This is a genomic window from Sphingomonas profundi, assembly GCF_009739515.1.
GTDB lineage: Bacteria > Pseudomonadota > Alphaproteobacteria > Sphingomonadales > Sphingomonadaceae > Alterirhizorhabdus > Alterirhizorhabdus profundi.
This window is the reverse complement of record NZ_CP046535.1, coordinates 2,863,254-2,884,590: the sequence shown is the minus strand read 5'-3', so window position 1 is coordinate 2,884,590 and position 21,337 is coordinate 2,863,254. Positions and strand designations below refer to the sequence as shown.

The 21,337-nt window shown below is 67.2% G+C and carries 27 protein-coding genes, 1 tRNA gene and 1 pseudogene; 16 read left to right on the top strand and 13 right to left on the bottom strand.

Translation table 11 applies throughout. From position 1 onward, the window contains the following. Positions 1 to 2 precede the first annotated feature (2 nt). From GNT64_RS13810 to GNT64_RS13800, 3 genes are all read right to left on the bottom strand, one after another. Positions 3 to 323, bottom strand: a complete 321-nt coding sequence (locus tag GNT64_RS13810) for a LexA family transcriptional regulator (RefSeq protein WP_156680054.1) — start codon at positions 321 to 323, stop codon at positions 3 to 5. Positions 324 to 464: 141 nt separating this feature from the next. Then, the gene (locus GNT64_RS22295; RefSeq protein ID WP_156680053.1) at positions 465 to 905 is read right to left on the bottom strand and encodes an NUDIX hydrolase; all 441 of its coding nucleotides are present in this window, start codon (positions 903 to 905) and stop codon (positions 465 to 467) included. A gap of 195 nt (positions 906 to 1,100) precedes the next feature. Next, positions 1,101 to 2,087, bottom strand: coding sequence for a DUF2971 domain-containing protein (locus tag GNT64_RS13800; RefSeq protein WP_156680052.1), 987 nt, complete (start codon positions 2,085 to 2,087; stop codon positions 1,101 to 1,103). Between the two features lie 300 nt (positions 2,088 to 2,387). Between GNT64_RS13800 and GNT64_RS13795 the strand changes: the two genes are divergently transcribed. After that, positions 2,388 to 2,903: a hypothetical protein gene (locus tag GNT64_RS13795; protein ID WP_156680051.1), complete on the top strand. Its 516-nt coding sequence runs from the start codon at positions 2,388 to 2,390 to the stop codon at positions 2,901 to 2,903. A 75-nt stretch (positions 2,904 to 2,978) separates the two neighbouring features. On the opposite strand, the gene GNT64_RS13790 is transcribed toward GNT64_RS13795, so the two are convergent. After that, positions 2,979 to 3,638, bottom strand: a complete 660-nt coding sequence (locus GNT64_RS13790; protein ID WP_156680050.1) for an XRE family transcriptional regulator — start codon at positions 3,636 to 3,638, stop codon at positions 2,979 to 2,981. A gap of 85 nt (positions 3,639 to 3,723) precedes the next feature. On the opposite strand from GNT64_RS13790, the gene GNT64_RS13785 reads away from it, so the two are divergent. From GNT64_RS13785 to GNT64_RS13725, 13 genes and pseudogenes are all read left to right on the top strand, one after another. Continuing rightward, complete coding sequence (locus GNT64_RS13785; protein ID WP_156680049.1) at positions 3,724 to 4,038, top strand: transcriptional regulator; 315 nt, start codon at positions 3,724 to 3,726, stop codon at positions 4,036 to 4,038. Beyond that, the gene (locus GNT64_RS13780) at positions 4,035 to 4,484 is read left to right on the top strand and encodes a hypothetical protein (RefSeq protein WP_156680048.1); all 450 of its coding nucleotides are present in this window, start codon (positions 4,035 to 4,037) and stop codon (positions 4,482 to 4,484) included. The genes GNT64_RS13785 and GNT64_RS13780 overlap by 4 nt, the downstream gene beginning before the upstream one ends. Before the next feature lie 161 nt (positions 4,485 to 4,645). Then, positions 4,646 to 7,351, top strand: a complete 2,706-nt coding sequence (locus GNT64_RS13775; RefSeq protein ID WP_156680046.1) for a toprim domain-containing protein — start codon at positions 4,646 to 4,648, stop codon at positions 7,349 to 7,351. A 20-nt stretch (positions 7,352 to 7,371) separates the two neighbouring features. Beyond that, positions 7,372 to 7,809, top strand: a complete 438-nt coding sequence (locus tag GNT64_RS13770; protein WP_156680045.1) for a hypothetical protein — start codon at positions 7,372 to 7,374, stop codon at positions 7,807 to 7,809. Then, positions 7,806 to 8,555, top strand: coding sequence for a helix-turn-helix domain-containing protein (locus GNT64_RS13765; RefSeq protein WP_156680044.1), 750 nt, complete (start codon positions 7,806 to 7,808; stop codon positions 8,553 to 8,555). Before GNT64_RS13770 ends, GNT64_RS13765 begins: the two co-directional genes overlap by 4 nt. Continuing rightward, positions 8,552 to 8,749, top strand: coding sequence for a hypothetical protein (locus GNT64_RS13760; RefSeq protein ID WP_156680043.1), 198 nt, complete (start codon positions 8,552 to 8,554; stop codon positions 8,747 to 8,749). Before GNT64_RS13765 ends, GNT64_RS13760 begins: the two co-directional genes overlap by 4 nt. A 7-nt stretch (positions 8,750 to 8,756) precedes the next feature. After that, positions 8,757 to 8,990 (top strand): SANT/Myb-like DNA-binding domain-containing protein, encoded by a 234-nt coding sequence (locus tag GNT64_RS13755; protein WP_156680042.1) that lies wholly within the window; start codon positions 8,757 to 8,759, stop codon positions 8,988 to 8,990. Further along, the gene (locus tag GNT64_RS13750; RefSeq protein ID WP_156680041.1) at positions 8,987 to 9,223 is read left to right on the top strand and encodes a hypothetical protein; all 237 of its coding nucleotides are present in this window, start codon (positions 8,987 to 8,989) and stop codon (positions 9,221 to 9,223) included. The genes GNT64_RS13755 and GNT64_RS13750 overlap by 4 nt, the downstream gene beginning before the upstream one ends. Continuing rightward, a complete protein-coding gene (locus tag GNT64_RS13745; RefSeq protein WP_156680039.1) occupies positions 9,220 to 9,729 on the top strand; it encodes an ASCH domain-containing protein in 510 nt (169 codons plus the stop codon). The genes GNT64_RS13750 and GNT64_RS13745 overlap by 4 nt, the downstream gene beginning before the upstream one ends. Next, the gene (locus GNT64_RS13740; RefSeq protein ID WP_156680037.1) at positions 9,729 to 10,193 is read left to right on the top strand and encodes a hypothetical protein; all 465 of its coding nucleotides are present in this window, start codon (positions 9,729 to 9,731) and stop codon (positions 10,191 to 10,193) included. Before GNT64_RS13745 ends, GNT64_RS13740 begins: the two co-directional genes overlap by 1 nt. A 37-nt stretch (positions 10,194 to 10,230) precedes the next feature. After that, complete coding sequence (locus GNT64_RS13735; protein ID WP_231639009.1) at positions 10,231 to 10,860, top strand: MT-A70 family methyltransferase; 630 nt, start codon at positions 10,231 to 10,233, stop codon at positions 10,858 to 10,860. Between the two features lie 2 nt (positions 10,861 to 10,862). Next, a pseudogene (locus GNT64_RS22290) lies at positions 10,863 to 10,997 on the top strand (helix-turn-helix domain-containing protein); the annotation flags it as partial. A 14-nt stretch (positions 10,998 to 11,011) separates the two neighbouring features. Further along, the gene (locus GNT64_RS13725) at positions 11,012 to 11,986 is read left to right on the top strand and encodes a tyrosine-type recombinase/integrase (RefSeq protein ID WP_156680034.1); all 975 of its coding nucleotides are present in this window, start codon (positions 11,012 to 11,014) and stop codon (positions 11,984 to 11,986) included. A 74-nt stretch (positions 11,987 to 12,060) separates the two neighbouring features. Here the strand turns inward: GNT64_RS13725 and GNT64_RS13720 are convergent. From GNT64_RS13720 to GNT64_RS13705, 4 genes are all read right to left on the bottom strand, one after another. Further along, positions 12,061 to 12,137 (bottom strand) — tRNA-Pro (locus tag GNT64_RS13720). 130 nt (positions 12,138 to 12,267) lie between these two features. Next, the gene (locus GNT64_RS13715) at positions 12,268 to 12,813 is read right to left on the bottom strand and encodes a SixA phosphatase family protein (protein WP_156680033.1); all 546 of its coding nucleotides are present in this window, start codon (positions 12,811 to 12,813) and stop codon (positions 12,268 to 12,270) included. Between the two features lie 5 nt (positions 12,814 to 12,818). After that, positions 12,819 to 15,566 carry an ATP-dependent DNA helicase gene (locus GNT64_RS13710; protein ID WP_156680032.1) on the bottom strand — a complete coding sequence of 916 codons (2,748 nt, stop codon included), beginning with the start codon at positions 15,564 to 15,566 and terminating at the stop codon, positions 12,819 to 12,821. Next, a complete protein-coding gene (locus tag GNT64_RS13705) occupies positions 15,563 to 16,114 on the bottom strand; it encodes a hypothetical protein (protein ID WP_156680031.1) in 552 nt (183 codons plus the stop codon). The genes GNT64_RS13710 and GNT64_RS13705 overlap by 4 nt, the downstream gene beginning before the upstream one ends. A 28-nt stretch (positions 16,115 to 16,142) precedes the next feature. Here GNT64_RS13705 and GNT64_RS13700 point away from each other — a divergent pair, with 28 nt between their 5' ends. Both GNT64_RS13700 and GNT64_RS13695 read left to right on the top strand, forming a co-directional pair. Beyond that, positions 16,143 to 17,741 carry a lysine--tRNA ligase gene (locus GNT64_RS13700; RefSeq protein ID WP_156680030.1) on the top strand — a complete coding sequence of 533 codons (1,599 nt, stop codon included), beginning with the start codon at positions 16,143 to 16,145 and terminating at the stop codon, positions 17,739 to 17,741. A 183-nt stretch (positions 17,742 to 17,924) separates the two neighbouring features. Next, the gene (locus GNT64_RS13695) at positions 17,925 to 18,614 is read left to right on the top strand and encodes a hypothetical protein (protein WP_231639008.1); all 690 of its coding nucleotides are present in this window, start codon (positions 17,925 to 17,927) and stop codon (positions 18,612 to 18,614) included. Between the two features lie 106 nt (positions 18,615 to 18,720). On the opposite strand, the gene GNT64_RS13690 is transcribed toward GNT64_RS13695, so the two are convergent. The 5 genes from GNT64_RS13690 to GNT64_RS13670 form a co-directional block, all read right to left on the bottom strand. Next, the gene (locus tag GNT64_RS13690) at positions 18,721 to 19,203 is read right to left on the bottom strand and encodes an RcnB family protein (RefSeq protein ID WP_156680029.1); all 483 of its coding nucleotides are present in this window, start codon (positions 19,201 to 19,203) and stop codon (positions 18,721 to 18,723) included. Positions 19,204 to 19,443: 240 nt separating this feature from the next. Further along, a complete protein-coding gene (locus GNT64_RS13685) occupies positions 19,444 to 20,187 on the bottom strand; it encodes an RcnB family protein (RefSeq protein ID WP_156680028.1) in 744 nt (247 codons plus the stop codon). A gap of 110 nt (positions 20,188 to 20,297) precedes the next feature. Further along, entirely contained in the window at positions 20,298 to 20,846 is a 549-nt protein-coding gene (locus GNT64_RS13680) for a (2Fe-2S)-binding protein (protein WP_156680027.1), read from the bottom strand. Then, entirely contained in the window at positions 20,843 to 21,070 is a 228-nt protein-coding gene (locus tag GNT64_RS13675; protein WP_156680026.1) for a hypothetical protein, read from the bottom strand. Before GNT64_RS13675 ends, GNT64_RS13680 begins: the two co-directional genes overlap by 4 nt. After that, complete coding sequence (locus GNT64_RS13670) at positions 21,067 to 21,294, bottom strand: hypothetical protein (RefSeq protein WP_156680025.1); 228 nt, start codon at positions 21,292 to 21,294, stop codon at positions 21,067 to 21,069. The genes GNT64_RS13675 and GNT64_RS13670 overlap by 4 nt, the downstream gene beginning before the upstream one ends. Between the last annotated feature and the right edge of the window lie 43 nt (positions 21,295 to 21,337).

The following is a 21,337-nucleotide window of genomic DNA, read 5'->3' as shown; positions in this document are numbered from 1 at the left end:
GACTAATTGTTGTCGGGTAGATGCTCGAACGGAGGAAGGATCGGCAGCTGTTCTTGCGTAAAGGGCTGCTGCAGCTTCCCGAGTGGATCGGCTACGATCAAACCAAGCTCGCGCAGGCGCGCGACGATGATAAGGCGGCATTGTGCGACGTCGCGCACCTGCAGGTTGCGCTGCGATCCGGGCGTCTTCTCGATCACCCTGCGCTCCAGCAGTTCGTCGACGAGCTGCTTCGCACGCTGCTTGCTGACGCCGAGCTTACGACCGATCTCTTCGTTGGACGGGCTGGTGCCCGACCGCACGATACGCTCGACGATGTAGGCCAACGCCTCATCCCGACGGGGTGGCGCTGCAGAACTCCCCGACATGTCCGGAACATAGGGGGAATGCGGGTCGCGCGCTACAGCCGCCGACTCAACAAATCGAAACCGCGGTGCCACTGAACCGGATAGCCGCGAACCGTAGGATCAGGCGTCCGCGGCCGATCGTCGAGAGCTGACTAGATACTCGACGAAACACTCTAGGAGCGCGGAGATCTCTCTATCTTGCACGATCTGCCTTGCTTCCTCGATGGAGAACCAGCGCCGCTCACGTTGCTCCATCTCGAGCCATACCGGCAGTTCATCTGTCACTTCGAGGGGGAAAGCTTGAACCTCAATGCTAACGGCATCGCCAGGAGCGTTATGAGCCAGCTGCCGATACGATCCCACAGGAACACGACCGAGGCGGCCCATCACGCCGGCTTCTTCGAAAGCTTCTCGGCCAGCCGACGCTCGAGGCTCCATCGCACGGCCAACCTTGCCCTTTGGGATGATCCACCGGTGCTTTGTGCGAGAGGTGATGAGTAGTACCGTAATACGGCCTCGATCATCAATCCGATATGGAATGGCGGCAGACTGCTTAGTCAACGATCAAGGTCCGAACGAATGATGGATCGCCATACTCTAGATAACTCCCGCACGACAGTATGGCTTTGCCAATCAGCTAAAACGCGGACAACGGCGGAGGAGCCCTCCGCTGCCGGCACCGAAAGCTGTCTCACTTGGCTGCTACCATACGCACAATTTGTCAGCTCGGTACCCGCAGGCACAACGGTCGAGCTGCTATCGCCGTAACGGAACGTCGCAATAAACGACCCTACGTGCCGCATCTTCTATTCCTGCCTGGCGCAGCAGTTCCACGAACGCGTTTATCACGAGCGGTGGGTTCGGCGTCGGTCCTATTATGATGCGATCCAATACTTCGTGCAGGTCAGCACCGTTTACCCCCTGGTCCGGTATGTTGACCATTGGCAGGTAAAACACCTTCTGCACGATGCCATTTACGCAAACGATCTTGCTTGGAACATCAGGAACAGCAGGTGGATCGGGAGGCCTGTAAATGACCCTCCATTCCTTCTCCTCAATGAAGCTGGGATGCTTAGTGGACAGCACCATGAAGTCGATAGCGCGCTTGATGTTGAACCAAACCACGTCAGGATCGATTGCCCTCAAGTCATCCACGCGCTCAATCAGGCGGTCGCACATCTGAGAGAACTCGTCTCGAAAATCTCGGAGGCCACCGTATGAGACTGGATGAAGGCTTACGTCATAAGCGGTTTGCTCGGTGACGAACGGGCCTGGCTTGAGGATCAGGCAGACGTTTGCGTCACCTCCGTAAGCGCGCCACATGCTCAAAATGCCGTTTCGCTGCTCCCGGATGTCATGTTGGGCTAGGCTGAGGAGGTACGTGTTCGCCTTGATGCGCGGAGCTTCCGCAATTAGGGCCGAGGAGATCCAATTTAGCATCCGTTCGTCAATCTGCTGGACCGCCTTCTTGAACTTGTCTCCTATGATTTGGTCCTTGAGCGTCTCCTCCAAACAATCGAGCCCGAATTCGATCTCAGAGAAATCATTCATTTCGGTCGCGTTGCGAAGCCAAAGCGAACGGCGTAGCGGCTCACTCTGGATGATGTCCATGACGACCGCCGCGCTCGTGTAATGCGCAAAGCGTCCGGGTTCTTGGAGGCTCGCCACCGCTTCAGCCGCATACTGGAAGAGGCAGTAGTGCAAGGCAGCATAGTCGTCGGAGTGGGGGTCGAGTTCAGCCATGCGCGCGAGGGATCGCACAGTCCGTGGCCGTTATCCATCCCCGCTGAAAAGCAGGTGGACTGCCCACGATACGTTTCGGTGATGCACGGCGGAGGAACCCTCCGCCGTTGTCGGCCAGAACGAGCGGATAAGCGACGCTTTGACGGTGCCGTCAGCTGTGTAGTACCCCCACGATACCCACCTCGTCACGTTCGTGCCAGTCACTACCAAGATCCGGCGGCCGGACCGACAACTTGACAGAATCAGCCATATTGCGGTCCTTGCGATTGCCTCAATTCAGGGAGGCGCAGGGGACGATACATGAAGGCTCAAAGCACTTTGCCAGCGATTGCGCTGGCCCTCGTAGGTATGTCTGCGGGTGCGCAGCAAATGCCAGCAGTGGCGCCGGCTACGGCTCCCAGCATCTCGGCGCCAACTCCGGCGACGCTACCGATGGACACAATCATCCAGGTCACGCCGACGGAGGAGATTTCGTCGATCAAGATGAAAGAGGGCGACTCCTACATGCTCCAGGTCGCGACTGACGTAACCTACAACGGCGTTGTCATCATACCGCGTGGGGCACCAGTGAAGGGTACGATCACTTGGCGCACCGGGAAAGGGATCGGGGGCAAATCGGCGAAGTTCGAGATGACCTTCAACACCGTGACCGTTCGTGGTCAGCAATACGCCTTGAAAGGTAAACACCGCCAAGAGGGGAGGGGCAATACTGTCGCCGCCTTGCTTGGTTCGATGTTCATCTCCGGCCGCTCGGCCATAATGACCTCTGGCCAGATCGTCACCGCCTTCACGGCAGTTCCGATCCCTGGCGCCTAAATCGATCGGGCTTGGAGAACGCCTAGTTACTTGGGCTCTACTCACGTCAGGCCGTGGGTAGAGCCCTGGTGACGACTATTGCCACCGCCCGATCCAGATCACCCGACCAACCACCTCCATCTCGCCGTCATCAGCGCGATCGGCCGGCACGGCGGGATTGTCGCTGATGATTTCGTAACCGCCTTTACGTCGGCGCAGCCGCTTCACCATGCCGACGTCGTGCAGGCCGATCGCCCAGATCTGATCCTGCTGGCGCACCGTCCGCTGCGCTTGGTCGACGAGAAGGGCGTCTCCTGACCGGATCGTAGGCTCCATGGAGTCGCCTTCCCCCGTGATGATCATAACCTGCTCGGGTTTGCCCTCGATGCGCGACAGCAGCCAATCACGCGGAAAGGGAATGCGATCGATGATCGAGTGCGCGTCGACAACGTTGCCGCCGCCCATACCGAATCTCAGGTCGAGCATCGGCACCATGATAGCGCCGACTTGCTCTGCGACGAGGTCGGCGGTGGGAACCGGCAGTGCGCCTTCGGCGGGATCGTCGGTCTCGCCCGTGAGATACTCGGGGGTTGTGCCGAGCTCCCGCGCAATCCGATGGAGATGTTTCGTCCCAACCTTGTTCCGGCGGATGAGGTTATTGATCGTCGGTTGCGCCAATCCGATCCGGCGCGCGAGTTCAGCTTGCGACATGCCGGCTGCGGAAAGCCGTTCCAGAACGCGTTCGCCTACCCTCATGCCGGCGACCCTATAGTCATGGTAATAGCTAGCCACTTAGCAATTGGGGTTGACGAACCTATAGCTTTGGAAATACCCCAGCGTCATGAGCGGCGCAGCAACCCCCTACGAAGCACTCCGTCGCGCGGCTGAGCTAGCCGGCGGGCAGTCGGCGCTCGCGCGGATTTGCGAGAAGGCGCAGCCTACCGTGTGGAAGTGGCTACAAAGCAGCAAGCGGCTCCCGGCAGAGCATGTTCTTCCTGTCGAAGCCGCAACCGGCGTTTCTCGTCATCTGCTTCGCCCTGACATCTACCCTCTCGAGCATGGCGCCATGCTCCCCTCGCTGCCCGATGTATCGCCATCAGCGCCGGCCGTCTCGTGCGGTCGACGCCGGATTTCGCAAGCAGTCGCAGAGGCATGACCAAGCTCCGCGCTCCGCTCAGCTTCGATCTCGCGATCACGCGCATAGCCGGCCTGCTCGGCTGGGATGGCGCCGCGTCGGTTGTCGGTCAGGCCGAGCGCACCGTCCGCAATTGGAGCGATCCCGACACGACGGCGCGCATTCCGCTCGAGGATGCGCTGCGTCTCGACGCCGCCTACCGTGCTGCTGGCGGGCAGGCGGCGCCGCTGCTGGAGTGCTACCAGCTCCGGCTCGACATTGCGACTGCGGCGGCTCGGGGCGATCAGGCCGAGCTCCTGGCGGCGACGGCCATGGTGGCCAAGGAAAGCGGCGAGGCGATCGCCGCCATCATCAGGGCCTCGCAGCCCGGCGCCACGGCTGACGAGCGCGCCCGCGCGCGCCTGGAAGGCGAGGAGGCCGTCGGCGCGATCACCAACACGCTCTCCATGCTGCGGGAGGGCGATTGATGCCGAGGAGGTGCCGCTGCCCGCCCGCGAGATCCTGATCTGATCGCGATCTGACCAGCGCGGCGCTCGCGCCGCCAGCCGATCGCCACCCTTGCCGAACCCCTGCCGAACCCGGTCGCCTTGCTTCCGGGAGCGGCTTTCTGCTGCCCGAAGGACTGCCGTTGTATTCTCCCGAGATCCTGCGTGAAGTGCTCCAGTTGCTGCAGCGGGACTTCAAGTTCCGCGAGAGCGGGCAATGGCTGCGCGGCGGCCAGTGCCCCGGATGCGGCAAGAAGGAGGTCTACACCCACGCCGAGAAGCCGGTCGTCCTGAAGTGCGGCCGGCTTGACAAATGCGGCTGGGATCAGGCGGTCAAAGACCGCTACCCGGAAATATTTGACGACTGGTCGAAGCGGTACAAGGCGACCCCGGAGAACCCGACGGCCGCGGCCGATGCGTATCTCGTTCACCAGCGCGGCATCGACCTGCAGGGCTTGCGCGGCGCCTACACGCAGGAGTGGTATCAAGACCCCGACCGGCGCATCAGCACCGCGACGATCCGGTTCGACCTGCCCGGTGGCAGCTGGTGGGAACGGCTGATCGACCAACCCGGCCGCTTCTCGAAAAAGGCACGCTTCGCCTACGAGAGGAGCTGGCGCGGCCAATGGTGGATGCCGCCGGGCGTCTCCATCGAAAGTCTCGCCGGAGCGGAGGAGCTCTGGCTCGTCGAGGGCATCTTCGACGCGCTGGCGTTGCGCCAGAACGGCATAATCGCCGTGTCGCTGATGAGCAGCAACAATTATCCCGAGATTCAGCTCGGGCTGCTGCGCAAGGCCGTCGCGGCGCGCGAAGTCGCGGGGAAGGGGCCGCTTCTGGTCTGGGCCCTCGATGTCGGCCAGGCCGGAACCTACTACACCCGGAAATTCGTCAAGCAGTCGCGCAAGGCTGGCTGGGAAGCGACCGCGGCCCAGGTGCGCCTCGAGGAGGATCTCGGCGCCAAGCTGGACTGGAACGACCTGCATCTGCGCGACAAGCTCGCACCGGAAAACCTCGCCGACTGCCGTTGGCACGGCGAGGTGATGATCGCGGACACCGCGACTGACAAGGCCTTCCTCCTCTGGCAGCGCAAGCAGTGGGGCAGCTTCCACTTCACCTTCGAGGGCCAGACCTATTGGGCGAGTTTCAACGCCAACAAGATCGCCGAGACCGTCGCCGGCTATGCCGAAAACTCCAAGATCGCGATGCTGTCCTACGAGACGAAGCGCGACATGGCCGCGCGCGAGGCGGGGCTGGTCGAGGCCATCGCGAACTGCACCTTCCGCGCCCTCTACAAGCAGCGCGACGAGGCGACGGACGAGACCGACTATTATCTGAGGGTCGAGTTTCCTACCGACAGGCCGTCAGCCAAGGGGCCCTTCTCTGCCAGCTCGCTTGCCGCCGGCGCGGAATTCAAGAAGCGGCTGCTGGCAATCGGCACCGGGGCATATTGGCGCGGCACCACCGGCCAGCTCGACAAAATCATGGCGCACCAGATGGTGCACATCCGCGACGTCGAGCCGATCCAGTTCACCGGCTACAGCCGCGCCCACAAGGCCTGGATCCTCGGCGACATCGCGGTGAAGGATGGCCGCGTCATCAAGGTCAATGATGACGGCTTCTTCGATTTCGGCAAGGCCGCCGCCGTCAAGCTGCGCACTGAGGAGCGCATCCTCGATGCGATCGACTACGATCCCGATCGTCTCGACACGAGCTGGCTCGACGACTTCTGGACGGCCTATAGGGCGAAGGGGCTGGTCGTTCTCGGCTTCTGGTTCGGTGCGCTGTTCGCCGAACAGATCCGCGTCGAGCAATCCAGCCTGGGCTTTCTCGAGATCACCGGGCTGCCAGGCACCGGCAAGACCAGCCTGATCGAGTTCCTGTGGAAACTGCTCGGTCGCGACAATTATGAGGGGTTCGATCCGGCGAAGGCAACCGCCGCCGCGCTCGCCCGCAATCTCGGCAAGGTCGCAAACATGCCGGTCGTCCTCATGGAAGGCGATCGCGACAAGGATGCGAGCCATGCCCGCAAGTTCGAGTGGGAGGAGCTGAAGACGGCCTATAACGGCCGATCGGTCCGTTCCCGTGGCCTCGCCAACGGTGGCATGGAGACTTTCGAGCCACCGTTCCGCGGCGCCATCATCATCGAGCAGAACCATCCGGTCGATGCGTCGCCGGCGATGCTCGAACGCATCATGCACCTCGACTTCGACAAGGAAGGGTGGACCGAGGCCACGCGCATGGCCGCCCAGCGTATCGACCGCTGGCCGATCAAGACCATCAGCGGCTTCATCCTTCACGCGATCCGCCGCGAGACCAGGGTGATGGAGGTCTTTCACGCGGCCTATGCGCGACACGAGGCAGCGCTGAAGGCGATGCCGGCGATCCGCAACCAGCGGCTCGAGAAGAACCACGCGCAGCTGCTCGCGATGATCGAGGCAATGTGCGTCGTGCTGCCGATCGGCGCCGAACGCGTCGCGGCGGCCTTGGACTTCGCGACGGCGATGGCGTGCGAGCGTCAGCTGGCGATCAACGCCGATCATCCGGATGTGCAGGTGTTCTGGGAGAAATTCGACTGGATCGAGCTCAATCAGGGCGAAAATCCGGCGCACCCGATCAATCACGCTCGAGATCCGAAAACAACGATCGCAGTCAGCTTGGTCGAATTCGAACAGCGCTGCGCCGACCGGCGTATTTCTATCCCGCCGATCAACGATCTCAAGAAGCACCTGAAGACATCGAAGGTGCGCAAGTTCGTCGCCAACAAGCCGGTCAACTCGGTCAACGGCAAGATTCTTCAATGCTGGGTCTTCCAGCAGCCCGGCGCCGCCGGCGCCACCCCCTCCCGCTGAGCAGAAGAAAGGGCCTCCGCATGTCCGATTGCCTCGTCGCCTATCCGAAAGAGATGTCGCCCGCGCTTGCCGAGGTGCTCGGTATGCCGCCACATCGCCTCTACCCGGTTTGGCAGCTCATGCGCGGCGTTGGCTTCGACATCGCGCATCGCTACGAGGCCGAAGTCGCAGCGGCGCTCCACTTCCTCATACCGCTCGCGATCCGCCATGAGGATTGGCGATCGGCCGCTGACGACGAACTTGGTCGCATCCGCCATGCGATCCGACGCCCCGCAACTCGCTATAGCGCTGATGCTCGCTACGAGGGTGGGGTCATCACCGTCACGGCCTATGCGAGCGACGATCCGGGGCCGATGCGTGAGTTCCGCCCGGTCGTCACGATCGAGCTTGATGAGGCGCACGCGACCGAACTGCTCGGGACGCTCATGATCGCGCTCGACACGCCGAGGGCGGAGTGATCGCCGAGCCGCTCACGGCGGGAGCGTACCTCCGCCGCCGACGCGAGTCCGCCGGCCTCTCGATCGACGATGTCGCGGTCCTGATCTCCGTCACGGACGCTTGGGTGACGTTCAACAAGGCGCTGGTGAAGCTGATCGAGACCGATGAGCACGTGCCATCGCCGGGCTTTTTCGATCGCCTGCGAGGCGCCTTCGCGTTCGATCGCTTCGTCTACGAGCAGCTCGTCTGCGGCCCACGACCCCGACACCTGCACGCACTGCGCCGGCGCGGTCGCGCTCGGCGCCGATCTTCCCTCCACCGAAGTCGCCTGAAAGGAACTTCGATGCCGAACGACCCGATCCTGCCCGGGCTTGTCCCGCCGTTGACGCCTGCGGAATATATTCGTCTGCGCCGTGAGGCCGCTGGCCTGACGATCGCGCAGGCGGCCAAGCCTTATTACAGACGGCCGGAACACGCCGCCGACGTCGAGGCGACGCTGCGCCGTGCGGAGCTTCCCGGAGCGATGATCCGCGAGGATTACCTCGTCGACGATTATCAGCGCGCATTTCCGTTCGACCCCGCTGTGTACCGCCAGCTCCGCGACGAAGCACCGGCTCATCACCCGACAATTTGCCGCAGCTGCGGCTGCACCAGCTGGACACCTTGCATCGGCCGTGACGGCGAGGATTGCTCGATCGGGGAGGGGCTTACCTGCTCCGTCTGCGAGCAGAAGGCGCACCGCCGTTCACAGCGGAGGGCGGCATGAAGCATGATCCGATTCGCGCCCATGCGCCAAACTGCGCCTGCCCGCGCTGCCGCCACCTGCGACGAGTGGAGCTGAGGCAGCTGCGCGCAGAGCATACCAGCACCGGCTTCTGTCTTTTCGTGGCACTCGCCGGCTTCATCCTCTTTCCGGGCCGTGTTGCGGTAGGCGCGGCCGCACGCGCCCTCGGCTGGTGAGGGCGACATGGACCTCTCCGCCATCCTCGCCGCCAACGCCCCCGGGCGACCGATCCGCACCGGCTTCACCGCCGAGGATCTTCCGACATCTAGCCGCTGGTCGACGCGCGAAGAACAGATCCTGCGGACTTATTACCAGGATCGAGGTGCAAAGGCCTGCGCCGCTCTCCTGCCTGGCAGGACCGAGGCGGCGATCCGGCAGCGGTTCCACTGTCTCGTGAAGCAAGGCCGCGCGTCATGACCCGGCTGCACGAGTGCGGAGCTCCTGGCTGCAAGGAAGCGGTCCGGAATAGCCACGTCATGTGCCGGCCTCATTGGCTGCGAACACCGCGCCACCTTCGCGACGCGATCAATTCCGCTTGGGCCGACCGGCGCCTGGAAGACTGGTCCGCCGCGATCCTCGAAGCGCGGACCTGGCACACCGCCAATTCACCCGGCGCGCTTGCTGCGCGCATCATCGGAGAAAAGCTATGAAGTGCCTGACGATATGGCAGCCTTGGGCTTCGCTGATCATGATCGGCGCCAAGCCGATCGAGTGGCGTAGCTGGTACGCGCCGAGGTCTATGCACGGCCAGCGGATCGGCATTCACGCCGGCACCCGCAAGGTCGCGAAGATCGAAGTCTATCAGCTGATCACGGACTGCATCCACGAGGGGCGACAACACCTCGCGGGCGAGCCGATCGATCACCCCACCGGCCTCGACATCCCAATCGCGCTCGACTTCCTCAGCACTCTGCTGACGGCGCCGGAACTGGCCCCGCTATCATGTCTGCTCGGTACGGCGGTGATCGGCGAGCCACGCCTCGCTGCTGACCACGGCTATCCCGTCGATAGCGACCGGCTCGAAGAGCAGAATTGGGGTTGGCCGCTCAGCGACGTCCAGCCGCTTGCGGAGCCGGTCTGGGTGAAGGGTCGACAGGGCTTCTGGACGCTCCCCGACGCGGCCGATGCGGCCCGCATGTTCGTGGAGGCGGCGTGATGGCGTATGCCGAGACCACCACAGTGCCGGTCGAGAAGTCGATCGGCGAGATCATCGGGCTCGTTAAGAAGGCCGGCGCCACGCACATCGCGCAGGCTGAGCAGCCTGGCAGCTTCTTTATCGAGTTTCTGCTGGCCGATCGGCGGATCCGCTTTCGCGTGCTGCTGCCTGCCATCGAGGAAATGCCAAAGTATGACGGTCGCCGAAATACGCTGCCTGAGGTGAAGCGGCGCGAGATCCTCGACCAGCGGCACCGCCAGCGGGCCCGCGCCCTGCTGCTCGTGATCAAGGCCAAGCTCGAGAGCGTCGAGAGCAAGGTCGAGACGTTCGAGCAGGCGTTCCTTGCCAACGTCGTGCTGCCTGACGGTTTCACCGTTTACGAGCGCGTCAGCGCGCCGATCGCTGACCAATATGCCGGCGGGCCGCCTCAGATGCTGCTTACCGGGCCAGGAGGGCGGGGCTGATGGGTGTCACCAGCAAGATCGAGTGGACTGACGCGACTTGGAACATCATCAACGGGTGCTCGGTCCTCTCCCCCGGGCGCCGATGATGCAAATGGGACCTCCCTTCGAGGGGCTGCGCATGTTTGGCTATAGAGTGATCCTCGCCGACCCGGCATGGCCGTTTGAAAACTACTCAGCCAAAGGTGAGAGCCGGAATGCAAACCGCCACTATCCGACCATGTCGATCGAGCAAATAAAGAGTCTTCCTGTCGGCCATCTCGCCAGCGACTCGTGCGCTTTGTTTCTTTGGGTGACGGATTCGATGCTCGATCAAGGGATCGACGTCATGCGCCGCTGGGGATTTCGGTACGTGACGACCGCCTTCACATGGGCGAAGCGAACCCGGCTAGACACCGGCTGGCATCTCGGCACCGGCTACTACACCCATGCCAATCCAGAAACCTGCTTGTTGGGAATGGCTGGCCGCGTGGGTCTGCCCAAGAGCCGCGCCGTGCGTCAGCTGATTGTTGAGCCGGTGCGTGAGCACAGCCGCAAACCGGATCGTGTTTCGTCCGACATCGAGGCGATGTTCGACGGGCCGTATGTGGAGCTGTTCGCACGTCAACGCCGTCGGGGTTGGGATGCCTGGGGCAACGATGTGGATCGCTTCGAGCCCATCGAAATTTGATCATGCCGAAGGCTTTCACCGTCTCGAGCTTGGCCGCGCATTGGGGCTGCAGCCAGAGCATGGTCCGCAAGCTGATCTCCGAGGGTAAGCTGCAGCCGTTTCGAATCGGCGCGGCGATTCGCGTGCGCCCCGAGGAGGTCGAGAGGTTCGAATGTCTGAATACAGCGTCCAGCGGTTCCGCGATGGTTTCGCCCTCGTCTGGCGAGACGCCGCCGGGACCCGCCGGCGGCACACCCTTGCCGCGGCCGATCGGGTCGGGGCGGAAGCCGAAGCACGGCAACGCTGGCGTCTTGGGGACCGTACTTCCTGGCCCGTGGGGCGGCTGATAGCGGCCTATCGCGAGGATCGTGAGCGCGAGGGCATCGCCACCGTCACGCGACAGGCAGATGCGTGGAAGGCGATGCGCACCTTCTGGGAAGACGTCTCGCCCAGGCTGATCGACGAGGAGATGTGCCGAGCCTACGCCGATCGCCGCGGCGTGTCGGCGGCGACTATGCGCTACGAGCTGGGCATGCTCGCCGTCGCGCTGCGCTGGGCGAAAGGCAAGAAGCTGATCCAGGAGGCACCGACGATCTGGCGGCCCGCGCCGCCTGCACGGAAGGAGCGGCACCTGACCCGCGAGCAGTTCCGACGATTTCTCGCTGCCGTGCGGGCGCCTCATGCGCAACTCTACATGGTGCTCGCGATCGCGACATGCGCCCGGCCGATGGCAATCCTGCAGCTCACCTGGGATCGCGTCGACTTTGATCGCGGCATCATCGACCTCAACCCGCGGGGGCGCATTCAAACGGCGAAGCGCCGGCCGATCGTGCCGATCGCCGATTACGCTCTCGCTCCGCTGAAAGCCGCCTACGAGGCGCGCCAATCGGAATTCGTGATCGAGCGCGGTGGTAAGGCCGTGGCAAGCATCAAGAAGGCGTTCGCCGCGGCGAGCGAAAGGAGCGCTGTCCAGGCAACGCCCTACACGCTGCGCCATACCGGCTGTGTCTGGCGGGCTGAGGATGGCATCTCAATGCCCGAACTGGCCCAGCTTATGGGGCATGACGACAGCCGGACGACGGAGAAGCACTATGCCCGCTTCAGCCCCGCATACCTGCGGACTGCGGCCAACGCTGGCAACTGGTGAACCTCGCTAGAACCGCCGAGGTTCAAATGAACCTCGGCATCCTGTGCAGATCGGCCAGAAACTGGCTGAAAAGCTGGTCGGGGAGAGAGGATTCGAACCTCCGGCCCCTGCCTCCCGAAGACAGTGCTCTACCAGGCTGAGCTACTCCCCGACGGAGCCCGGCTCCACAAGGGAGCGGTGCGACAGCGGCGCCGCTATAGGAGGGGATTTCGGATCGTTCAAGCACCCTTTGCAGCGCCGGCGGCGTGGATCCGGGCGGGCGGGCCAGGGCCTGGCGGCGATCAGCCTTCGGCGTCCGGCCCCAGCGACGGATCGAGGTCGCGTGGGCGGACGAAGCGGACGAGGCGACCGGTGCGCGGCTTCACATCCTCCCAGCGGTCGACGTCGAACTCCATCTCGGCGAGCGCCGAGGTGGGGTACTTGTCCTCCACCATGTCCCGCAGGTCGTCGCCCGCCTTGTCGGGCACCAGCATCAGGATCATGTCCTCCATGCCCGGATTGTGGCCGCTGAGCAGGATGTGCCCGGCCCCGTCCGGCGCCTCCTGCACCACATCCAGCAGGGTGACGCACGAGGCGAGATAGATGCGCTTGTCCAGCACCGCGCTCAGCGAGCGGCCATAGCCGTCCCACAGCTCGTCCAGCGTATCGACGACGCGCACCGCGGGGGAGGCGACGACATGGTCGTAGGCGAGCCCCTCGTCCTTCATGTAGCGGCCCATCCGCCGCGCCCCGCGCCGGCCCTTGGCGTTGAGCGGCCGATCGAAATCGCGCGCCACCTGCACGTCCCAGCCGGATTTCGCATGGCGCAGCAGCGTCAGCTTCTTCATCTGGATCAGGCTCCCTCCGCTCGCACGGAGTGATGCCGCAAAGTGGTGACGGAGGAAAGACGCGTCGCGACCCGCGCTAGCGCCTCGTCCAGCGTCACCCGCGTCACCGGCGTGCCGGGCGGGAACGCATCGAGCAGGCGCGAGGGCGTGGCCGCCGAGAGCAGGACGAAGATGCCGCGATCGTCGGCCCGGCGGATCAGCCGGCCGAACGCCTGCGCCAGCCGCGCGCGCACCACGCGATCGTCGTGCGCGGTGCCGCCGCCGGCCGCGCGGCGGGCGCCGTGCAGCACGGTGGGGCGCGGCCACGGCACCCCCTCCATCACCACCAGCCGCAGCGAATCGCCGGGCACGTCCACGCCGTCGCGCAGCGCATCGGTGCCCAGCAGCGAGGCGCGCGGATCGTCGCGGAAGATGTCCACCAGCGTGCCGGTGTCGATCGGATCGACATGCTGGGCGTAGAGCGGCAGCCCGCCCCGCGCCAACCGGTCGGCGATGCGGGCATGGACCGCCTTCAGCCGCTGCACGGCGGTGAACAGGCCCAGCGTGCCGCCGTCGGCGGCCGCGATCAGCCGGGCATAGGCGCCGGCCAGTGCGGACATGTCGCCGCGCTTCAGATCGGTGACGATCAGCACTTCGGCCAGGGCGGCATAATCGAACGGGCTGGCCGCCGCGAAGCGCATCGGCGCGTGATCGAGGTGGGGCACGCCGGCGCGCGCGTCCGCCGCGTCCCAGCCGCCGTCGGCGCCGACGCCGCCCTTCAGCGTCGCGGAGGTGACGACCACGCCGTGGGCGGGCTTGATGACGGTTTCCGCCAGCGGGCGGGTGGGGTCGAGCCAGTGGCGATGCAGGCCGATATCATATTCGCGCCCCTCCACCCGATCGACCGCCAGCCAGTCGACGAAGTCGGGATCGACCGGGCCGCCGAGCCGGCCGAGCAGGGCGATCCACGCGCCCATCATGCCGGTGCGGTGGCCCAGGCCGTGGATCGCCCCCTCGATGCGCGCGCGGGCCGGGCCGTCCAGCCAGTCGGGAGCATCCTCCAGCACCGCATCCAGCCGCTGCCTGAGGCGGACGAGCGGGCGGACGAGCGCCTCCAGCGCCTCGATGGCACCCGTCGCCGCCTCCACGAGCGGGCCGTCCAGCTCGGCCGCCTCGGTCTCCAGCCCGTAGCCCGCATCGGCGGCGCGGGCGCGTGCATACACGGTCGCGCGAACGGCGGCGAGCAGGCGTTCGAGCGGGCCGAGCGGCAGATCCTCGGCCATGCGGCCCAGCCACGAATCGGCCGGCAGCGCGGCGGCGGCGGCCTGCGCGGCCTCCAGCGCCAGCCCGCCCTCCTCGTCATAGGACGCCACGTCGGAGAGGCGGGCGGCGAGGCCCCGCCGGCGGCCGCGCGCCTTGCCTTCCGGGCCGATGATCCAGCGGCGCAGCTCGATCGCCTCCTGCCCGGTCAGCGCCACGGCGAAGGTGGAATCGGCGGCGTCGAACAGGTGATGCCCCTCGTCGAACACCAGCCGCGCGAGCGGCGCGCCCTCCTCGCGCCGGCGCTGGGCCAGGATCATCACCAGCGCGTGATTGGCGATGACGAGGTCGGCGGCGTCGGCCGCGCGGGCCGATCGCTCGATGAAGCAGCGGCGATAGTGCGGGCAGCCGGCATAGACGCACTCGCCGCGCCGGTCGGTCAGCGCGGTGGAGCCGGCGCGGCGGAACAGGGTCGGCAGCCAGCCGGGCAGATCGCCGCCGACCATGTCGCCATCCTTGCTGTAGGCCGCCCAGCGCGCGACGAGGTGGGCGAGGATCGCGGCGCGGCCCTGGAAACCGCCCTGCAACGCATCCTCCAGATTGAGCAGGCAGAGATAATTCTCCCGGCCCTTCCGCACGACCACCCGCTCGCGATGCTCGGCCGGATGCGGGAAGACGCGGCGCGTCTCGCGATCGAGCTGGCGTTGCAGCGCCTTGGTGTAGGTGGAGATCCACACCGGCCCGCCCGCCGCATCCGCCCAGGCGGCGGCCGGCGCGAGATAGCCGAGCGTCTTGCCGATGCCGGTGCCGGCCTCCGCCAGCAGCATGTGGGGCCGCCCCTCCGCCACACGCGGATCGAACGCGCGGGCGGCGGCGGCGGCGTAGAGGCGCTGGCCCTCGCGCGGCTCCGCGCCGGTGCCCAGCAGCCGCGCGAGGCTGGCCTGCGTCTCGGTATCGCCGAGCACGATCGGTCGCGGCTGCGGGCGGGGCGGCGCCTCCTCCCATTCCGGCAGGCGGGCGAACAGCCACCGCTCCGCCCGGTCCGGCTTGCGCAGACGCTGGGCCACCGCCGCCGCCCACGGCCAGCGCAACCGGGCGAGCGCCTGCGCGCTGCTCCACGCGCCCTCCCGCTCGGGCCAGTCGGCCGCGTCCAGCCGGGCCAGCAGGGCGGCGGCGACCGTCAGCAGGAAGGCGGCGGCCTCGGCATCGCCGCCCGGCGGCGGCAGATCGAGCGCGCGGGCGAGGCCGGCGGGCGTCGGCACGGCGAAGCAGGCGGGGTGGACGAAGGCGTAGAGCTCCAGCAGGTCCAGCCCCGAAAGCTCGCCATAGCCGAGCCGGGTGGCGGTAACGGGCGCGTTCAGCAGGATCGTCGGCGTCTCCGCCGCCAGCCCGATCGCCTCGCCGCGCGAGACGGGCCGCACGCCGCCATCCGGCCGCGCCAGCCAGATGCCGCCGTGCGTGGCGTGGAGCGCGGGGAACGGGAGCGCGGGGAAGGGGAGGGTGTCCGGCCTCACGCCAGCCGCCCGAGTGCGGCGACGAAGCCCGCCGCGTCGGGCAGGCGATCGAGGTGGATGCGGTTCTCGAAGTCTCCGGCGGGGTCGCCCGGCACCAGGATGATCGCCGCCGTGCCGCGGCCGCGCCCGTCCGTATCGCCCAGGATGCCGCCCATGATGCGCGCCGCATCCAGCTCCATCAGCGGGCGGCGGGACCAGGGCACGCTCCACACCAGCCGCCGGTCGGTGACGGTGAGGCGGACGAACGGCGCGCGCACGATGCCGCGGGCGATGTCGCCGTTGCCGCGCGCGATGCGCCAGAACAGGAAGGCGCCCAGGCCGCAGAGCAGGATCGTCATGCCGATGTCGAAGCCGAGCGCGCGCTCCGTGGTGGGCCAGGGGAACCAGACGATCCAGAGGAAGGCGCAGCACATCAGCGCCTGGGGCACGGCGAAGGCGATGGCGAGGCCGGCCCCTTCCGGCAGCGCGCCGATGCCGGGCCGCGCGACATAGAGCGTCGTTTCGCGGATCGAGGCTTCATGTCGCTCGGCTTTTGCGGGTAAGGCCACCGGCAGTGGCTATAAGATGACGGAACAGATGGCAAACGAAGTAGCTGGCGAACCGCGCCCGGACACGCTGAAGGCCGCCGCGCTGGAGAGCAAGGCCTGGCCCTATGAGGAGGCGCGCAAGCTGCTGAAGCGCTACGACAAGGGCGCGCCGGCCAAGGGCCACGTGCTGTTCGAGACCGGCTACGGCCCCTCCGGCCTGCCGCACATCGGCACCTTCAACGAGGTGCTGCGCACGACGATGGTGCGCCAAGCCTATGCGGCGATGAGCGACGTGCCCACCCGCCTGATCGCCTTCAGCGACGACATGGACGGGCTGCGCAAGGTGCCGGACAACGTGCCCAACGCGGCGATGCTGGCCGAACATCTCGGGCGCCCGCTGACGAAGATCCCCGATCCGTTCGGCTGCCACGAGAGCTTCGCCCACCACAACAACGCGATGCTGCGCGCCTTCCTCGATCGCTACGGCTTCGACTACGAGTTTCTCTCCGCCACCGACTGCTACGGCTCGGGCCGGTTCGACGAGGCGCTGAAGGCGGTGCTGCGCCACTATGACGCGATCATGGGCGTGATGCTGCCCACTTTGCGCAAGGAGCGGCAGGCGACCTACTCGCCGGTGCTGCCGATCAGCCCGAAGTCCGGCATCGTCCTGCAGGTGCCGGTGGAGGTGGTGGATGCCGAGGCCGGCCTGATCCGCTTCGACGATGGTGGCGAGACGGTGACGCAGTCCATCCTGGGCGGCGCGGCGAAGCTGCAGTGGAAGGTGGATTGGGCGATGCGCTGGGTGGCGCTGGGCGTCGACTACGAGATGGCGGGCAAGGACCTGATCGATTCGGTGACGGTCTCCTCCAAGATCGCGCGGGTGCTGGGCGCGCGGCCGCCGGAGGGCTTCAACTACGAGATGTTCCTCGACGAGAAGGGCGAGAAGATCTCCAAGTCCAAGGGCAACGGCCTCAGCCTCGACCAGTGGCTGACCTATGGACCGCAGGAGAGCCTGGCCTTCTACATCTATCGCGAGCCGAAGAAGGCCAAGTCGCTGCACATGGGCGTGATCCCTCGCGCGATCGACGATTACTGGCAGTTTCGCGGGGCATGGGCCGCGCAGGAGCTGCCGCAGCGGCTCGGCAACCCGGTCCACCACATCCATGACGGCGCCGTGCCGGCGGAGACGCTGCCGGTGACGTTCGGGCTGCTGCTGAACCTGGTCGGCGTGCTGGGCGAGGCCAGCGCCGATCAGGTCTGGGGCTATCTCGCCAACTATGTGCCCGATGCCGCACCGGAGCGGTATCCGGCGCTCGACCGGCTCGTCGGCCACGCGCTGGCCTTCCACCGCGATTTCGTGGCGCCCACCCTCGTCCGGCGCAAGCCGACGGCGGCGGAGGCGGCGGCGCTGCGCGATCTGGACGCGGGCCTGGCGGCGCTGCCGGACGGCGACACGGCCGAGGACGCGCAGACGCTGGTCTATGAGATCGGCAAGGCGCATTTCGGCAAGGAGGCGCTGAGGGACTGGTTCAGGGCGCTGTACGAAACACTGCTCGGCACATCACAGGGGCCGCGCATGGGCAGCTTCATCGCGCTCTACGGCGTGGAGAACAGCCGGCGGCTGATCGCCGAGACGCTGGCTGCCTGATGTTATTCACGCAACCGTCTTCCGTCTGTCGCGGCCGTGCAACCGGCGCCGAAATGGCGCGTTCAGCGCCTCGGTCCACCCCCTTTCGGACTGGCACGACGCGCCCTCGGGCGCACGGGCCGGCCGCGTCACGATGGCGAGCGTGACGCGGCCTCCCGAAAGGCAGGCATCGAGGAGACTCCGTTGAAGCGTTGGTGGATGAGCGTCGCCGTGGCGGCGGCGATCGCGGCCAGCTCCCCGGCTCAGGCGGCCACGCCGCGCGACATGCTGACGGCCGCCGCCTTCCAGTCGCGCGACAAGGCGAGCGCGCTACTGCAGCTCGGCAACGCGCAGGCGACGGCGGAGGCGCAGCTGAAGGCCACTCCGGGCGATCGCGAGGCGAGCCTGGTGCGGGCGATGGCGATCGGCTACCGCGCCAAGCTGAAGCGCAGCCGGGCCGACGCGGTGGAGGCCAAGCGCCTGTTCGACGGCCTGGCCGCAGCCGATCCGCGCGATCCGCAGGCGCAGCTGGTGATCGCCGGCTGGCATCTGGATGCGATCGCCGATCTCGGCAAGATGATGGCCGGCATGGCGCTGGGCGCGCGCAGCGCCGCGGGCCTCGCTGCGCTCGATCGTTCGGTGGCGCTCGGCGGGGGGCAGCACGCGGCCTATCCCGGTATCGCCAGCCTGATGCGCATCCGTCTGGACCCGGCCGACATGCTCCGCGCGCGCCAGCTGGCCGAGGCGGCGGTCGCGGCGCCGGCGACGACGTCGCTCGACCGGATCATGCAGCGCAGCGCCGCCGCCCTGCTGGTGCCGCTGCGCGCCGGCGACGGCAAGGCGGCGTCGGCGCTGGCGGTGCAGCTGCTGCCCTTCGCCAAGCTGACCGGCTGACCGCATCGCGCGGGCGTCGCGGCATCGAACCCGCCCGCTCAGCCCCAACGACAGCACGCGAACGGCTCCGGGATCGCTCCCGGAGCCGTTCTGCCATGCGCCGGCCTCAGTAGAAGAAGCTGTTGTAGACCGTGACCACGCGGCCACTGCGCGGGTTCACCAGCAGCACGTCGTTGCCGTAGCGCACCCAGCGGTTCACGCCCGGGCGCGGCAGGCGGTAGCGGTACGGATCGGCGATCACGTAGCGCGGGCCGTAGTAGATCGGCGCCAGCCGTCCGCCGACACCGATCGGGCGGTAGCGCCAGCCGCGCGGGCCGGCATAAGCGGGGCCACGGAACACGTCGCCGTTGGTACGGCGATAGTCGCGCCAATCCTCGCGCAGCTCCTGCCGCGCCTCGCGCACGTCCCGGCGCTGCTCGCGCACGTCGCGGCGGGTGCCGTAGCGCTGGGCGTCGCGCAGATCGCGCTGCTCCTCGCGCAGCTCGCGCCGGTCGTGCCGCACCTCGGCGGCGCTCTGCGCCTGGGCGGCGCTGGCGAGGCCGCTGGCGGCGGTGGCGGCGATCAGGGCCGAGATCATCATCTTGTGCATCGGACTTCTCCTTGTTGTGGCATCGTCGAGTTGGTTCGGCGGAGCGGATCGCGCCCGCCGACGATCCCTGATTCGCACAGCGGCGCTGAACCGTGCGGGAACGTGGCCGTCAGCCGGCAGACAGGCTCGCGGCGCCGATGTGGCCGAATGTTGCACGGCTGCAATGAAGCGACGTGGACGAAGCAGAGGCCCGGGATGCCGCCACCCCGGGCCTCCGCCCGCACCCGTCTTCCCGCCGGATCAGCGGTAGAAGAAGGAGTAGATGATGTCCTCGATCAGGCCGGTCCGGAGGTCGATCAGCGCCACGTCGTCATAGTAGCGGACCCAGCGATAGTCGCCATAGGCCGGCGGCAGGCGGCAGCGGTACGGATCGTTGATCCAGTAGTTTCGGCCGTAGAAGAACGGCTCGACCCGGTAGCCGCGCGACCAGCGGCTGTAATCGTAGCCGCGCGGGCCGTAGTAGCGCGGTGCGCGATAGAGCGCGCGATTGCTCGATCGGTAGCCCTGCCAGTCGTAGCGGCGATCGTTGCGCCAGCCGCTGTTCCAGCCGCCGCCGCCGTTCCAGCCGCCGCGCCCGCCGTTCCAGTCGCGTCCGCGATCGTTGCCGCCGTAGCGGGGGCCGTCGCGTCCGTCCCACCAGTCGCGGCCGCGATCGTCGCCGCGCCGGTCGCCGTCGCGGCGGCCGTCGTAGCGCCAGTCGGGCCCGCGTCCGTCCGGTCCGCGTCCGTCCGGTCCACGTACGTCCGGGCCGCGAGCGTCCGGTCCGCGGCGATCGTCGAAGCGGCGATCGTCGCCGCGGCCGTCGCGCTGGGCGAGGCGAGGGTCGTCACGGCCGCCGTCCGCGCGCGGATCGTCGCGCCGCACGTCGCCGCGCGGGCCGCGCGCGTCGTCCGGCGGGCGGCGGTCCTGCGGATTCCACGTCTGCGCGGCGAGCGGGCCGGCGGCGGTCGCCGCGAGCAAGAGGAAGCTTATCATGCGCCGCATCTCGATCACTCCTGAACCCGGCGGCGTCCGTGCCACCATGAGCGACGCTATGCACCGCCGCGACTGAGCGGGCGCTGAATTCACCTGTCAGCGATCAGACAGGATCGCGATCACCTCCTCGGCTTCACCTCGCGCAGCGCCGGCACCGCGCGGGCCGCATCGGCCGGATCGATGCCGGGCGGCGGTGCCGCCGCGATCGTCTCGATGCCCGCCTGCACCCGCGCGGCGCGGCGGATGGCGCGGCGAATGCGCGGATAGGTGCCGCAGCGGCAGATGTTGGTGATCGCCGCGTCGATGTCGGCATCCGTCGGGTTGCGATTCCGTTCGAGCAGGGCGGCGGCGGCCATCACCATGCCGGACTGGCAGTAGCCGCACTGCGGCACGCTCTCGGCGATCCACGCCTGCTGCACCGGATGCCCGCGATCGCGCGAGAGCGCCTCGATCGTGGTGACGAAGCTGCCCTCGATGGCGCCGATCGGCACTTGGCAGGATCGCTGCGCGATCCCGTCGACATGCACGGTGCAGGCGCCACACAGGCCGGCGCCGCAGCCATATTTGGTGCCGGTGAGGTTCGAGGCATCGCGCAGCGCCCACAGCAGCGGCGTCTCCGGATCGAGCCGGTAGTGCACGGCCTGCCCGTTGACGGTGAAGCGGGTCACTGCGCGACCGTGTTGTTCGCGCAGGGACGCGGAGTCGCGGAGACGGTGCCGCGCGCCGCAGGCGTGCCCATCTCGCCACCGCCGGAGGGATCGAAGCGGCTTCGCCGCGCCGCGAACATCTCTGCGCCTCCGCGTCTCTGCGCGCCGAAACCCGGCCGTGGCGGCGTCGTCGCCGGATCGGGGCGATCGTGCACGGCCTGCCCGTTGACGGTGAAGCGGGTCACTGCGCGACCATGTTGTTCGCGCAGGGACGCGGAGACGCAGAGAGGGTGCCGCGCGCTGCAGGCGTGCCCATCTCGCCACCGCCGCAGGGATCGAAGCGGCTGCGCCGCGTCGTGAGCATCTCTGCGCCTCCGCGTCTCTGCGCGCCGAAAATCGGCCCGGGCGGCGTCGTCGCCGGATCGGGGCGACCGTGCAGCGCCAGCCGGTTGACGGTGAGGCGGGTCACGCGCGCTCAGCCCTCACCCATCGACCCTCTCCCTGGACACGAA

Coding starts and splice junctions, on each gene's coding strand:
- GNT64_RS13725 (WP_156680034.1), top strand. CDS start 11,012: ATGTCTGAATACAGCGTCCAGCGGTTCCGCGATGGTTTCGCCCTCGTC.
- GNT64_RS13780 (WP_156680048.1), top strand. CDS start 4,035: ATGACCAAGCTCCGCGCTCCGCTCAGCTTCGATCTCGCGATCACGCGC.
- GNT64_RS13770 (WP_156680045.1), top strand. CDS start 7,372: ATGTCCGATTGCCTCGTCGCCTATCCGAAAGAGATGTCGCCCGCGCTT.
- GNT64_RS13745 (WP_156680039.1), top strand. CDS start 9,220: ATGAAGTGCCTGACGATATGGCAGCCTTGGGCTTCGCTGATCATGATC.
- GNT64_RS13750 (WP_156680041.1), top strand. CDS start 8,987: ATGACCCGGCTGCACGAGTGCGGAGCTCCTGGCTGCAAGGAAGCGGTC.
- GNT64_RS13755 (WP_156680042.1), top strand. CDS start 8,757: ATGGACCTCTCCGCCATCCTCGCCGCCAACGCCCCCGGGCGACCGATC.
- GNT64_RS13760 (WP_156680043.1), top strand. CDS start 8,552: ATGAAGCATGATCCGATTCGCGCCCATGCGCCAAACTGCGCCTGCCCG.
- GNT64_RS13795 (WP_156680051.1), top strand. CDS start 2,388: ATGAAGGCTCAAAGCACTTTGCCAGCGATTGCGCTGGCCCTCGTAGGT.
- GNT64_RS13800 (WP_156680052.1), bottom strand. CDS start 2,087: ATGGCTGAACTCGACCCCCACTCCGACGACTATGCTGCCTTGCACTAC.
- GNT64_RS13790 (WP_156680050.1), bottom strand. CDS start 3,638: ATGAGGGTAGGCGAACGCGTTCTGGAACGGCTTTCCGCAGCCGGCATG.
- GNT64_RS13740 (WP_156680037.1), top strand. CDS start 9,729: ATGGCGTATGCCGAGACCACCACAGTGCCGGTCGAGAAGTCGATCGGC.
- GNT64_RS13685 (WP_156680028.1), bottom strand. CDS start 20,187: ATGCGGCGCATGATAAGCTTCCTCTTGCTCGCGGCGACCGCCGCCGGC.
- GNT64_RS13715 (WP_156680033.1), bottom strand. CDS start 12,813: ATGAAGAAGCTGACGCTGCTGCGCCATGCGAAATCCGGCTGGGACGTG.
- GNT64_RS13690 (WP_156680029.1), bottom strand. CDS start 19,203: ATGCACAAGATGATGATCTCGGCCCTGATCGCCGCCACCGCCGCCAGC.
- GNT64_RS13785 (WP_156680049.1), top strand. CDS start 3,724: ATGAGCGGCGCAGCAACCCCCTACGAAGCACTCCGTCGCGCGGCTGAG.
- GNT64_RS13700 (WP_156680030.1), top strand. CDS start 16,143: ATGGCAAACGAAGTAGCTGGCGAACCGCGCCCGGACACGCTGAAGGCC.